At 37.9% G+C, this 14,136-nt stretch carries 14 protein-coding genes; all 14 read left to right on the top strand.

Annotation, left to right across the window (positions count from 1 at the left end; genetic code table 11):
* The first annotated feature begins 2 nt into the window (after positions 1–2).
* The 14 genes from Q1K34_RS03110 to Q1K34_RS03045 all read left to right on the top strand — a co-directional run bounded on the left by Q1K34_RS03110 (position 3) and on the right by Q1K34_RS03045 (position 14,078).
* Complete coding sequence (locus tag Q1K34_RS03110; protein ID WP_300434362.1) at positions 3–341, top strand: winged helix-turn-helix domain-containing protein; 339 nt, start codon at positions 3–5, stop codon at positions 339–341.
* Between the two features lie 336 nt (positions 342–677).
* The gene (locus Q1K34_RS03105; protein ID WP_300434360.1) at positions 678–1,835 is read left to right on the top strand and encodes a cysteine desulfurase family protein; all 1,158 of its coding nucleotides are present in this window, start codon (positions 678–680) and stop codon (positions 1,833–1,835) included.
* Entirely contained in the window at positions 1,832–2,995 is a 1,164-nt protein-coding gene (locus tag Q1K34_RS03100) for an XdhC family protein (RefSeq protein WP_300434358.1), read from the top strand. The genes Q1K34_RS03105 and Q1K34_RS03100 overlap by 4 nt, the downstream gene beginning before the upstream one ends.
* 89 nt (positions 2,996–3,084) lie before the next feature.
* Positions 3,085–3,693 (top strand): nucleotidyltransferase family protein, encoded by a 609-nt coding sequence (locus tag Q1K34_RS03095; RefSeq protein WP_300434356.1) that lies wholly within the window; start codon positions 3,085–3,087, stop codon positions 3,691–3,693.
* A 23-nt stretch (positions 3,694–3,716) separates the two neighbouring features.
* Positions 3,717–3,926 carry a MoaD/ThiS family protein gene (locus tag Q1K34_RS03090; RefSeq protein WP_300434353.1) on the top strand — a complete coding sequence of 70 codons (210 nt, stop codon included), beginning with the start codon at positions 3,717–3,719 and terminating at the stop codon, positions 3,924–3,926.
* Positions 3,926–4,933: a HesA/MoeB/ThiF family protein gene (locus Q1K34_RS03085; protein WP_300434350.1), complete on the top strand. Its 1,008-nt coding sequence runs from the start codon at positions 3,926–3,928 to the stop codon at positions 4,931–4,933. The genes Q1K34_RS03090 and Q1K34_RS03085 overlap by 1 nt, the downstream gene beginning before the upstream one ends.
* Before the next feature lie 187 nt (positions 4,934–5,120).
* Positions 5,121–5,564: a molybdenum cofactor biosynthesis protein MoaE gene (locus Q1K34_RS03080; protein ID WP_300434347.1), complete on the top strand. Its 444-nt coding sequence runs from the start codon at positions 5,121–5,123 to the stop codon at positions 5,562–5,564.
* A gap of 271 nt (positions 5,565–5,835) precedes the next feature.
* Positions 5,836–6,732 (top strand): bifunctional molybdenum cofactor biosynthesis protein MoaC/MoaB, encoded by an 897-nt coding sequence (gene moaCB, locus Q1K34_RS03075; RefSeq protein ID WP_300434344.1) that lies wholly within the window; start codon positions 5,836–5,838, stop codon positions 6,730–6,732.
* A complete protein-coding gene (moaA, locus tag Q1K34_RS03070) occupies positions 6,725–7,717 on the top strand; it encodes a GTP 3',8-cyclase MoaA (RefSeq protein WP_300434341.1) in 993 nt (330 codons plus the stop codon). The genes moaCB and moaA overlap by 8 nt, the downstream gene beginning before the upstream one ends.
* Positions 7,717–8,883, top strand: a complete 1,167-nt coding sequence (gene glp, locus Q1K34_RS03065; RefSeq protein ID WP_300434338.1) for a gephyrin-like molybdotransferase Glp — start codon at positions 7,717–7,719, stop codon at positions 8,881–8,883. Before moaA ends, glp begins: the two co-directional genes overlap by 1 nt.
* 1 nt (position 8,884) lies before the next feature.
* Entirely contained in the window at positions 8,885–9,640 is a 756-nt protein-coding gene (locus tag Q1K34_RS03060) for a sulfite exporter TauE/SafE family protein (protein WP_300434336.1), read from the top strand.
* A 299-nt stretch (positions 9,641–9,939) separates the two neighbouring features.
* Positions 9,940–11,157 (top strand): site-specific integrase, encoded by a 1,218-nt coding sequence (locus tag Q1K34_RS03055; protein ID WP_300434333.1) that lies wholly within the window; start codon positions 9,940–9,942, stop codon positions 11,155–11,157.
* 206 nt (positions 11,158–11,363) lie between these two features.
* Positions 11,364–12,572 (top strand): primase-helicase family protein, encoded by a 1,209-nt coding sequence (locus Q1K34_RS03050; RefSeq protein ID WP_300434330.1) that lies wholly within the window; start codon positions 11,364–11,366, stop codon positions 12,570–12,572.
* Between the two features lie 624 nt (positions 12,573–13,196).
* Positions 13,197–14,078 (top strand): toprim domain-containing protein, encoded by an 882-nt coding sequence (locus tag Q1K34_RS03045; RefSeq protein WP_300434327.1) that lies wholly within the window; start codon positions 13,197–13,199, stop codon positions 14,076–14,078.
* Positions 14,079–14,136: the final 58 nt, after the last annotated feature.

Genomic DNA, 14,136 nt, shown 5'->3' with positions numbered 1-14,136 from the left:
CAATGAAAACGATCAAATTTAAATGCTGGATAGAGGATGATCAGGAAAAATTTTATGGCCCCGGACCTAATGAATTGATCAAACATATTCAGAAGGAAGGATCGCTTTCTAAAGCAGCCGCACAAATGAATATGTCCTATAAAAAATCCTGGGACCTGGTGCAGCGTTTAAATCTTAAATCCAGGGAACCATTGGTTATTTTGAAAAAAGGAGGACAACATGGTGGCGGGGCAGAAGTTACTCCTTATGCTTTGAAGCTGGTGGAGGAATTTGATAAATTGCAAAGAAAAATGAGTGAAATTACAGAACAACAAATGAATTTGCTGAAAGTTCTGGAATAGGTTTTTGGATTTCCTAACTGCCAAGTGTTTAAATTGGAGAAAGTAATAAAAAAATGATATTTGCCATTTTGACCGTGACACCAAGGGAGAAATCTCTCTTCATAAAATATGATTAAATTAAAGAATCTCTCACTGGTCGGGAACAGTTAATAAGAATGTTAGTGAGGTAGGTCATTTCGGTACGTAGTGAAGCGATCCCGATAGCTGTCGGGAGAGAAATCTTTAAAACGGCGAGAAATTTCTAAATAGGCATGCTATTAAGAAATCTCCCTTCGCTCGAGATGACAAATAATATTAAAATTTAAATACCGATATATAAGTAAATATATAACGCAAGTGATATCAAAAAAGAAAATATACCTGGATTATAATGCCACAACTCCTGTAGACGAGAGAGTAGTTGAGGTTATGATTCCTTATTTCACCGAAAAATTCGGTAATGCCAGTAGCGATCATATTTTTGGATGGGAAGCCGAAGAAGATGTGGAGTTTGCCAGGGAACAGGTTGCCAAACTTGTGCATTGTAAACCCACGGAAATCACTTTTACTTCCGGAGCAACTGAAGCCGCCAATCTCGGCCTTTTCGGCTTTTGTGAAAGGAATAGATCAAAAGGGAATCATATAATCACGTGTAAGACCGAACATAAAGCGGTGCTCGATTCGATGAATGCTCTGGAAAATAAAGGATTTGAAGTGACTTATTTAAAGGTGAATCATGAGGGAAATATCGATCTTGAAGAATTAGAGAATTCTATTACTCCTGATACAATCCTGGTATGCCTGATGCTCGCCAATAATGAAACCGGGCTTATTCACCCCATGCAAAAAATCGAAAAAATCGTTCATTCAAAAGGAGTTAACTTAATGAGCGATATTACACAGGCCGTGGGTAAAATTCCGTTGAATTTAAAAGATTTGAATTTAGATCTGGCAGTTTTTTCATCCCATAAGATCTACGGGCCAAAAGGAGTAGGCGCAATATATATAAACAAGAAAAATAAAGTTGAAGTGGTTGCTCAGATTTTTGGAGGCGGACAGGAAAAAGCTCTACGCCCTGGCACTTTGAATGTGCCCGGTATCGTTGGTTTTGGAAAAGCGGCGGAAATTGCTTTTTCTGAAATGAATAATGAATCAGCAAGAATACTGAAATTAAGGAATAAACTGGAAGCCTTCTTTAAAGATGAAATTGAGAAAGTAAAGATCAATTCTGAAAATTCAAACCGACTTCCAAACACGACCAATGTCAGCTTTGAAAATATTGATGGAACTAAGCTTTTAAGAAAATTGAATATGCTTGCCATTTCCCGTGGCTCTGCATGCACTTCTAATTTCATTCATCCTTCTCACGTATTAACAGCAATGGGATTAAATGACGAAATGGCCCTGTCTTCTATTAGAATAAGCCTGGGGAGAAACACCAGTATAGATGATATTGAATTCACCTCTGGAGAAATAAAAATAGCGGTGAATAGTCTAAACCGAGTTGAAGCATGAGAGAACTTGATGCAATCATAGCAGAATATAAAAAATTGAAGGATGTCAACATTCAAAGTGTTATGGCAACGGTGGTGCATGTGGAAGGTTCTTCCTATCGCAGAGCGGGTGCCCGGATGCTGGTGGATGAATTTGGGAATATAACCGGGGCAATAAGTGGCGGCTGCCTGGAAGGCGATGCGCTTCGGAAAGCCTTATATGCGTTACATAAACAAAAAAATAAACTGGTTACATACGATACCAGTGATGAAGATGATGCAGTGATCGGTGCGCAGCTAGGTTGCAATGGCGTCATACAGGTACTTTTTGAAACATTGGATTATAAAGATGAGCTTAATCCATGCGAATTACTGAAAATGGCCATTTCTGAAAATATTCCTTTAGCAATAGTGGTTCAATTTAATCTGGATAAATCAGAAAATCAGGTCGGAACTCGAATGATCATTAATGAAAATTCAAGTTTTCATGGAAAAGGATTAGAAGAAGATTTAAAGAAAATAGTTCTGGAGCAGGTTAAAATCAGCCTTGATAATAATAAACCTCATTTTGCGAAAGTGGCTCTGAATGGGAATACTCATTATTTTTTTATCCAGAATTATCAGCCGCCGGTAAAATTAATTTTGGTGGGGGCTGGCAATGACGCGCAGATCCTGGCAATGCAGGCTGAATTGCTCGGTTGGGATGTGATCGTGACCGATGGAAGGCTAACGCATGCCAATAAAGAGCGTTTTACCAATTCCTGCCAGGTGATCGTTTCAAAGCCGGAGGAAACCCTCGAAAATATTGAAATTGATAATCGCAGCTGTTTCGTATTGATGAGCCATAATTATAATTATGATATGGCTGTCCTGAAATTACTGTTACCTGAAAAGACGATCCCCTATATAGGAATTCTGGGTCCGAAGAAAAAATATAAGCGAATGCTTGATGAGTTGAAAACTGAAGGATTTAAGCTGAAAAACGAAACCCTGAAAAAAATATACGCTCCCGTAGGTCTTGAAATTGGTGCGGAGACCCCGGCAGAGATAGGACTTTCAATTTTAGCTGAAATACAGTCGATGTTAACCGGTAAAGATGCCAGGCCGTTACGGAAAAAAGAGTCACCGATCCATGAAAAGAAAGAAAATCATTTTAAAAAAATATTATCTCATGTAGGGTGACAAAGATTGGGAACACGATATGGCGAATTTATTTTAACATCTAAATGTTAAGATCCTGCATTAAGTTCAGGAGGACGAAAAAAGAAAAAATGATCGAGAATAAGAAAATAGGCGTAATTATTCTGGCGGCAGGTTCTTCCAGCCGACTTGGACGTCCAAAACAGCTGGTGGAGTTCAAAGGTAAATTACTGCTTCAGCAGGTGATCGAAGTTGCTGATTTTTTTCAGTTTGATACTAAAATGATGGTTTTGGGAGCAAAATCTAAGGAGATTATTAATGATATCGAGCCAGGGAATTTCCGGGTGGTGATGAATGAAGAATGGGAAGAAGGAATGTCAACAAGTATTAAATCTGGCTTAGCAGCAAGCCTGAAATCGGAGAAGCATCTGGAGCATATTCTTATACTGGTGTCCGATCAGCCATTTGTGAGCAAAGAAAACATTGATAGCTTGATTAAAGTTCAGTTGGAAAACAAAGCTCCGGCTACATTTTCTAAATATTCTGGAGAATTGGGAGTGCCTGCAATCTTTTCCAAAGAATTATTTTCAGAGTTAGGGAAATTAGAAGGAGATCAGGGAGCGAAAAAACTATTAATTAATGGAGAAATCGAATATCAAACTGTAAGCTTTGAAGCAGGAAATTTTGATGTGGACACAAAAGAAGATGTGGAATTACTAAAGCAGATGGAAAAGAAATGAAAGTGAATTTAAAATATTTTGGAATGATCGCGGAATCGGTTGGAAAAACCGAGGAAGTTCTGGAACTGGGGGAAAATATTTCCCTTGAGGAGCTTAAAGCCCGGCAGGTTCAGAAACATAATATAGCAGATCCGGAATCGATTCAGCTGGCGGTAAACCAGGATCTAAATACTGAAGTAGAATTAAAAGATGACGATGAGGTGGCGTTTTTACCACCATTCGCTGGAGGATAATGAGATACGACCGACAAATAAAATTAAGTGAAGTTGGGAATTCCGGACAGGAAAAACTGCAGGATACCAGCGTGTTGATCGTTGGGGTTGGAGGACTTGGTTGTCCTGCGGCGCAATATCTGGCTGGCGCAGGTATCGGGAAGATCGGTTTGATGGATCATGATAGGGTTTCTTTGTCTAATTTACATCGTCAGATATTATTTTGTGAAGGCGATATTGGTAAATCTAAAGCTCAGGTTGCTAAAGAAAAGCTTGAACAATTGAATTCAGAGATCCGGTTAGTTGCCATTGAAGAAGCACTGACTATTGAAAATGCTGAAAGGATATTCAGCGAATACGATATCATTCTGGACGGCACCGATAATTTTGAAACTAAATATCTGATCAATGATGCTAGCATTTTAAATGAAAAACCTTGGGTTTACGCATCGATCTATAAAAATGAAGGTCAGTTATCGGTATTCAATTATCAAAACGGGCCAACGTATCGCTGCCTTTTTCCGAAGACAACCCGGCAGAATATCAGTTGTGAAGCGACCGGAGTTTTGGGAGTGACACCTGGCATATTGGGAATGCTTCAGGCTACAGAAGTTCTAAAGATCATATTGGGCGTTGGAAAAATATTTTCCGGAAAGTTAAAGATCATGAATATTCTTTCAGGTTCAGAGCAAATACTGAATATCCAGAAAAAACCGACAGAGATAGAAAAGATCAGGGAAAATGGAATAATTCCGGTGAAAATTGAATGTAGGATTAAAGATGCAGAACAGAAGTACCTCGATATCCGGGAAATTTTCGAGCAGCCGAAGATCAATTCAGAAAATGTCATTCAGATCCCGATGAGCGTTTTAGATGAACGATTATGGGAGATCCCCAAAGAGGAAGAAATACTGGTTTTCTGCCAGTCGGGAAAAAGAAGTAAAAAAGTAGTAGAGCTGTTAAGAAATGAATATGGCTTTGAGCACCTGAAAAATGTTGAAGGAGGAATAGAAACGATAATTGTTTAAATTAAAAAACCTCATGCTGAATCTACCTGAACCAAGAGAAGATATGTGCGTCACATCGAGCACTGGTGGCAGAGAGGCGCAGTCGAGATATTTTTATCGACATTTCGACTACGCGCAAGGGGGGCAAAAATTGAAATTTTGAATCAGATTTAAATGAAATATTAATGGAGACTACAAAAAGAAATTAATGGAGAAGAAAAAACCAAAAAAAGTATTTGTACAGGGCGCCATTCCGCCGGAAAAGATCGCTAATTCTATTGCGAATCACCAGTCGAAGACCAATATTGGTGCTCATAGTATCTTTTTAGGTCAGATTCGTGCAGATACAATTGATGGGAAAACTGTGAGTGCGATAGATTATTCGGCATACGAGGAAATGGCAGAAAATGCTTTCCATGAAATAAGGGAAGCGGCATTTTCGAAATTTGACATTACCTGCGCGCATATTTATCATAGTCTCGGGAAAGTGAAAGCTGGGGAATTATGCTTTTTCGTTTTCACCTCTTCGGCACATAGAAAGAATGCTATCGAGGCATGCAATTATTTTGTGGAAGAGATCAAGGCCAAAGTGCCTATTTTCGGAAAAGAGATCTTTAAAGATGAAACACACCAATGGAAAGTGAATAATTAGATGATCGAGAGTATCGAAAGCTTAGGAGTGATTGATATTTAAATTATCTGGTAGGAAGAACTAAATGGCCTACCGATAGTTTATCGTCAAATTTAAAGCGAATGAACCGTAAAATTTTAGGTTGTTCGAGCATACTAAATTTTGGATTACATCCATTCTTGATCGTGAGTTTCTAAAATTTAGATAAAGTTTCGTAAGCCTAGATTTTTTTGGTTACTTTTTTCATCAATGGAAAAAAGTAACAATTAAAACTTTATAGTCGAAAACATATATGGTAGATATCACTCATAAAATAACGACACTTAGGGAAGCGACCGCCATAGCTGTGGTGCGGACTTCCAGCGAGGAGACTATTAATGCGATAAGAGAAAATCAAGTTCCGAAGGGGAATGTGTTTGAAATGGCGAAAGCTGCCGGATTACTGGGAGTGAAAAAAACCCCGGAATTGTTACCCGATTGCCATCCATTGCCTATTGAATATACCGGCATCGATTATAAGATCAACGGCCTGGAGATTCAAATTTCGGTTACAGTGAAAACCATTTATAAGACGGGTGTCGAGGTGGAAGCCATGCACGGTGCCAGTATTGTCGCGCTAACCATGTATGATATGCTGAAGCCGATTGATAAAAATGTAGAAATTGGAACAATTGGACTTCAGAATAAAAAAGGTGGAAAATCTTCCTTTAAAATCAATTCTGAAGGACTCACTGCGAAAGTCGTGGTTTGTTCAGATACAATTTTTAAAGGTGAAGGAGAAGATAAAGCCGGAAAAGCGATTGCTTCAAAACTGAAAGATTTCGAAATCGATTCAACAATAGAAATTATTCCTGATGAAGCTGAAGAGATCAGATCAGCATTAAAAAAGGCAAGTTCAGATTTAGTTATTTTTACCGGTGGGACGGGCGTTGGACCACGTGATGTAACCCCGGAAACTATTGAATCAATGCTGGACCTGAAACTAAAAGGCGTTGAGGAACAAATGAGAAATTACGGTCAGCAGCGAATGCCGTACGCTATGCTGTCAAGATTGGTTGCAGGAATTATGAATGGGAAAATAGTGCTGGCCTTACCTGGATCTACCAAAGGAGCCGCAGAATGCATGGATGCAATATTTCCGCATGTATTGCACGTTTTTAAAGTGATAGAAGGAAAAAGACATGATTGAAGAGAAAAAGAGAATTGTAGACAATTTTGGAAGACCACATACCTACCTCAGGATTTCCCTGACAGACAGGTGCAACCTTAGATGCTTCTACTGCATGCCGGAAGAAGGGATCGAGTTGATGGAAAAATCCAGTATAATGAGTATTGAAGAGATCATTGAACTTTCGAGAACTTTTCGGGATCTGGGCGTGGATACGATTCGCCTTACCGGCGGTGAACCATTGGTGCGAAAGAACTTTGGATATCTGGTGGAAGAATTGGCGAAATTGGGGGTCAAACTAAAAATCACTACCAACGGGATTATGCTGGATAGATACCTGGAACTTTTTCAGAAAATAGGATTGAAAAAAATAAACCTTAGTTTGGATACACTGGATAAGGCCAAATCGGTTTTTATCACCAAGCGGGATTATTTTGATCGTATCTGGAAGAATATTCAGCAAGCGCTGGAAATGGATATGGAAGTAAAACTGAATATTGTACTCATCAAAAGCGTAAATGATAATGAGATCAATGATTTTATTGAGCTTACGAAACATAAAAACCTTACCGTAAAATTCATTGAATTCATGCCCTTTAAAGGCAATAAATGGGACTGGAGCAAAGGTGTGGGGAAACAGGAAATTTTAGATGCCGTTTCGAATAAGTTCGGAGATGTGGAAGAGCTGGAAAATCCAAAGCATAGCACCTCTACCAATTTTAAGGTGAAAGACCACGTGGGTAGTTTTGCCATTGTAAGCACTATTACCAACCCCTTTTGTGATGAATGTAATCGGATTCGTGTAACTGCCGATGGAAAAATGAAGAATTGCCTTTTTGCGAATTCTGAAACAGATCTGCTCACGCCGTTTAGAAATGGGGAAGAAATGGAAAATATTATCATCAATGCCATCAAAACCAAAAAATATTCTCGCGACGGCATGGATGTAAAAATGGATGCAGATCATTATGAAAACAATCGTTCAATGATTTCAATAGGAGGCTGATGGTAAGTATAGACGATGCTTTAAAGATCATCAAAGATCAATCGATTGAATTAAAGGTCGAAAATCGTAGCCTGAATGAGTGTCTGGGTTATTCAATTTCCAAAGATATTTTGGCTCCATTTGATATGCCCTCGTTCGATAATTCAGCTATGGATGGTTATGCTGTATGCGGGATTGCTACGGAATATAGAATCGTGGGCGAAATAGCTGCCGGTGATAAGAGTGAAATAAAACTGAAAAGAGGAGAAGCGGTAAGGATCTTTACCGGCGCGAAAGTTCCTGAGAACACCACTGCGGTAATGATGCAGGAAAAAACAAAAGTTGAGGGCGATAAACTTGTACTTGACGAAAAGCCAAAAGAAGGTCAGTGTATTCGTAGAAAAGGCGAAGAGTTAGAAAAAGACAGGCTTGTTTTTAAAAAAGGCTATACAATCACGCCTGCAGGAATAGGTTTAATCGGCGGATTGGGATTTGCTGAAATTGAGGTTTTTATGAAACCCGTTATTAATCTGATCACCACCGGAAACGAATTAATTGAACCCGGAAAACCAAAGAAAGAAAGTCAGATCTATGAATCTAACAGCTATGCACTGGCTTCAGCATGTGAACATTTTGGATATAAATGCCAGGCTAAAAAACAGATCGAGGATAATTTTGAAGCGATTAAATCAGGAATAGAAAAATCATTGGAGAAAACTGATGTTCTGATACTTTCCGGGGGAATTTCGGTGGGGGCTTATGACTTTGTAAAACAGGCGCTGGAAGAGAACGGAGTAGAGGAGCAGTTTTATAAAGTTTTCCAGAAACCGGGGAAACCTCTTTATTTTGGAAGAAAAGGAAATAAATTTGTCTTCGCTTTACCAGGTAACCCGGCTTCTTCGTTAAGCTGTTTTTACATATATGTATTACCATTTTTGCAGAAACTAAGCGGTTCAGTAAAATTAGGATTGGAGAGGTATTCTTTTCCCCTTGCCCATGACTTTGAGAATAAGACCAAGAGGCCTGCTTTTCTCAAGGCAAAAATTCAAAACGCTCAGGTGGAGGTTTTGGACGGCCAAAGTTCATCAATGATCAGGTCTATGGCGCTTGGAAATGCACTGGCGTTCCTGGATGCTGAAACCGCGGTTAAAAAAGGTGATCTCATAGAGTGTTTTCTAATTTCATAAAATGCCGATAGAATACCTGCCGTTTATTTTTTTTTTAATCGCCTTATTTTATAGTTCCGTTGGTTTTGGCGGCGGCTCCAGTTACCTGGCCATTTTAAGCCTGGTGCTAACCGATTTTTATGAAATCCGGTCCACTGCACTGCTCCTGAATATTTGTGTGGTTAGCATAGGAACAGTCGTTTATATAAAAAGCGGGATATTAAAAAGGAAGCTTATCTGGCCATTCTTCGTTTTCAGTATTCCCATGGCCTATTTAGGTGCCCAGTTGAAATTACCACAGGATTACTTTTTTTTGATTTTAGGAAGCGCCCTCATGCTGGCAGGAATATTTATGATTCTGAAATTCATCAAAAGCAAACTGGAATCGCAGGAATTCTCTAAGCCGAAGAAGTTTCTGCTTGGAGGAAGCATTGGCTTGCTTTCAGGAATTTCCGGGATTGGTGGTGGTATATTTTTGTCCCCGGTTTTAAATATTCTTAAATGGACTAATCCCAGAATCATTGCCTCACTGGCTTCAGTGTTTATATTGGTGAATTCTGTTGCCGGAGTTGTAGGGCTGAATGTTGCCGGAACTTTTCAAATCAATTACGATCTAATCTTTAAACTGATCCTTGCCGTAGTGCTCGGCGGAAGTATCGGTTCTTATCTTTCCCTTAAGAAATTCAATCTTAAATTTCTCGGAATCTTAACGGCGATCCTTGTTTTTTATGTGGGGCTTAGGTTGATCTTTAACTATGGTTTTGGAGTTAAGATTTAGGATTATATGTAGAACTATTAGTTACGATGTAATTTTTCAGATTTAAATAAAAAAACCGACTCGTTAAAGTCGGCTTTTCTCTTGCTGTGCGGGCGAAAGGACTCGAACCTTCACACCTCGCGGCACTAGATCCTAAGTTTGCTCAAAGAAGATATCAAATGAGTTCAAACATATGTAAATAACTATAAATCAAATAAATACATTTTGTTTGTATTCATTTGTAATCAAGCAAGACCATTAAAAGTGTTACCTATGTGTTACCCAGATTTCTTATCTTAGTAAAAGTAAACGAGAAAATTATGGCAAAATTAAAGGTAGTTTTACATCCAAAAAAGACTAATGGAGAAAATATATATAGGTTGGCTTTTCGAGTTACAGCATACAGAAGAAGAAGCTATTTATATCTCGGATATAATATAGATCCAACCGACTGGAGTGAGGAAGGAGAAAGAGTGAAAAAATCTCATCCTAAATACGCCCAACTAAACAGATTAATTAGGAAAAAATTCGATCAAATTGATGATATTATTTTTGAAGCAGGATCTAATGGAAAGAAATTGACTGCCAAACAAATTTTGGATTCAGTAAGAGATAAAAGAAAGAATAATTCATTTTTTGAATTAGCCAACGAGCATGTGGACGATTTATTCAAAGCAAATAAATACAACAGGGCAATTTCAGATAGGGGTAAAGTGAGAAGAATTCTCGAATTCACAAAAGGAAGAGAATTAAGTTTTCAAGAGATAGATGAATTAATGCTTAAACGCCTCAAAACATTTCTGAAAATTCAAAAGAATATTTCTGAGCGATCTGTGATGAATTACTATGTATTTATCAGACTTCTATTTAATAGGGCCATAAGCAGGGGAGTTATCGAGCAAAACCTTTATCCTTTTGGAAGAGGTAAAATACTCATTAAATATCCTCAATCGATAAAAATAGGCCTCAATGAGGAAGAAATACTTAAAATCGAAGAGCTTTCCCTAGAAGAAAATAGTATTATTTGGCATACCCGGAATGTATTTCTTTTTTCTTTTTATCTCGCGGGGATAAGGATTACCGATGTATTGAATATGAAATGGAATGATATAGTAGAAGACCGACTTTTCTATAAAATGAGTAAAAATAATAAAATTGATTCCCTAAAATTACCTAATAAAGTTCTCACCATTTTAGAGTTCTATAGAAAAGACCAAAATTCCTATTCTGATTTCATTTTTCCAGAATTGAAGAAAGTAGGTGCTAAGGAAGTTCCGGCAAAATACGGTGCTATAAAAAGCGCTATAAAACGCTTTAATAATAATCTATCTGAAATTGCAAGGCTTGCGAAGATAAATAAGAAAATTACGAATCATATCGCCAGGCATAGTTTCGGAAATATTGCTGGAGACAAAGTTTCTCCACAAATGTTACAGAAATTATATAGGCATAGTAGTTTAAGCACAACCATGGGTTATCAAGCAAATTTCATTCACAAAAGTTCAGATGAAGCCCTAGATTCAGTTATTAATTTCTGAATCTGTTTTAATAGAAAATACAAAAACAATCATTTAACACCATTTGCTATCTTAAAAGCACTTAAAATAAATTTCAGAGTTTTAAATTGCACTATTCTTAGTTAAAATAAATTATCACTGAATAATATGTAATTATAATCGATTTTCAGTATATTTAATTGATGTTTTGTCAGTAAATGTTTTAGCTGATTTGCATCCAAATTTAGATGAATATTGAAATTGAATATATACGGGTAGGCACTCAATATTATAAACTGGTACAAATTCCGTCTATTTCCGGGCACACTAATCAAAGTTTGATTCCCTGGAATATCGAAACGATCCGCCAGGATCACGGAAAAACCTTTCTGGCGCAGATTCCAAAATATGATGGATTCACCTGTATTCCCGACCATATTAATTTTCAATCGACCTTCCATAATTTTTATAATACCTATGCTCCTTTGAGCCATACGCCGGAAGAAGGAAGTATCAAACGATCTTTAGCTTTTGTAGCGCATATATTTGGTGAACACCGGGAATTAGGATTGGATTACCTGCAGTTACTTTATACCAAGCCCACTCAAATTCTACCCATCCTTTGTTTGGTCTCCCAGGAACGCTCCACTGGAAAGAGTACGTTTCTAAAATGGCTCAAGAATATCTTCCAGGGAAATCTTACTTATCTGCTTAATGATGATTTCAGTAGTCAGTTCAATTCAGACTGGACAAACAAACTACTGATCTGCGTTGATGAAGTCTTATTTAATAAGGAAGAACTGACCGAACGAATAAAATTTCTTAGTACCACTAATTATAATAAGCTCGAAGCTAAGGGAAAGGATAAACGAGAAGCAGAATTCTTTGGCAAGTTTATTCTCTGCAGTAATAATGAAGAAAACTTCATTAAGATCGATCAGCATGAAACTCGGTTCTGGGTGCTGAAAGTACCAAAGGCACAAAAAGAGAAAACGGAATTACTGGAATCTCTCAACCAGGAAATCCCTGCATTTCTTCATTTCCTAAAAAATCGGGAAATGCAAAGCAGCAAAAAAACACGCATGTGGTTTACCGCTGAGCAAATAGAAACAAAAGCATTGCGTAAACTGGTTCATAATAATAGAAATAGGGTAGAGAAGGAGCTGGCCAGTTTACTCTTAGCTATTATGGAATCGGATGATTCTAATGAGCTAAAGTTATGTCCAGTGGATGCATTGAATGGATTGGGCAAATCCCGGATTCGAACTGATTTGACCCAGATTCGGAAAATCTTTAAAAAGGACTGGAACCTTACCAATCAACCCAACTCGAATCGCTATTTGAGATTTGTAATGTACGCTGATGGGGATATTCTTTGGAAGGAAGCCAAAGGACGCTATTTCACTATAACAAAAATGTTTTTGCAGGAGCAGTTTGAGGATGCAAAGGCAGACTAAGTACTGCTGGCTCAAACAAAAATGATGAATTGATGACAAAATGATGACGGGGAATCACCAGATTTTACTGGGGTTCCCATGCGCTGTCATCGTTTCATCATTTTCAAACTGATTTTCTGGAGGTAGGGTCGTTGGTTTTCTCTTTTTTTTGATGAATTGATGACAGAGTAAGATGAGACTAGTAATAGTAAGGCTTAATACTGTCATCATTTTGTCATCAAAGTGTCATCAAAATAAAAATGATGACAGAAATTAAGAGAATACTGATGAGATACTAAATGAAGCTAATTGGCTAGAATAAAAATGCTATTGAAATAAAAAATAGGACCGTCTTTCATCAGCTTACCTAAACAAAACCCCGTCCATGGGTGAGGGCTTTGTTTAGGTAAAACAGGAAAGAAATAATTTAAAAAAAATAAAAGTTACTTACCTACTTACCTAAATAAGGTCATCCCTTTTATGACAAGGCTTAAGACCAGGTAAGTAAAACTTGGTTCATCTTACCTAAGTTACCTAAATCTCGAAGCTTAGGTAAGACAGGTAACTAAAGGTAACTAGCATTTTTATTTGAAAAGCCTTGCTATGACAGGAAAAGGTAAGTAGGTAGCTAAAATTATAAAAAAAATGAAACTTCAAAAACTAAACTGTGAAAGAGCCCGCAATATTTGCATCGTAGAAACACTCGCAAAATTGGGGCACTTCCCCAGTAGGGAAACGGAGAAAGAAGCCTGGTTTCTGAGCCCCCTACGGTCAGAAACACAGGCCTCTTTCAAAGTATCTTTAAAAAAGAACCGATGGTATGACTTCGGAATAGGCGAAGGTGGAAATGTTATCGACCTGATATGCAAAGTATTTATTTGTAGTGTTGCCCAAGCCCTTCAATTCCTGTCTGATGAATTGCCAGTATTTTCATGCCAGGGACCCATAGAAGATACTTCTACGAATGATAGCGGTAACACCAACATAAAGGTCCAACCGATCACTAGGAGTTATTTAAAGAAGTACCTGCGATCTCGAGGTATTACTTTACAAGTAGCCAGGAATTACTGCAAAGAAGTATGGTATGAGTGTAAAGGGAATTCTTACTATGCCATTGGACTTCAAAATAAGGATGGTGGTTGGGAACTGCGCAGTCTCTATTTTAAAACTTCCAGTGCTCCTAAAACCTATACCTATCTGAAGAAGGAAAAGGATAACCTAGTAGTTTGTGAAGGGATGTTTGATCTATTATCCATCGCTGAAATGTATCCTCAGGAATTAAATGGTTCGGATATCATCGTTTTAAACTCGCTTTCTTTTTTACAACAGATTACCCGCTATTTTAACAATTATATATCAGTTGATCTCTACCTGGATAATGATCAGGCCGGGAAGAAAAACGCAGAGGAATTATTACAGTACTATCCCAACTTAAAAGACCAAAGTCATCGCTATAAAAACTATAAAGATCTCAATGAAAAACAAGCTTCTGGGCAGTGGATTTATAGTAGCCACAAATCGTTTTGAGTAGCAAAGCAAGATGTGTCATTGTCATGACAATCTTGCTTTGCGCCCGGAGGTTGCA

The sequence above is a fragment of the Christiangramia sp. genome (assembly GCF_029937855.1).
Taxonomy (GTDB): Bacteria; Bacteroidota; Bacteroidia; order Flavobacteriales; family Flavobacteriaceae; genus Christiangramia.
Note: the sequence above shows the minus strand (reverse complement) of the source record. Positions and strands in the feature narration are given on the sequence as shown.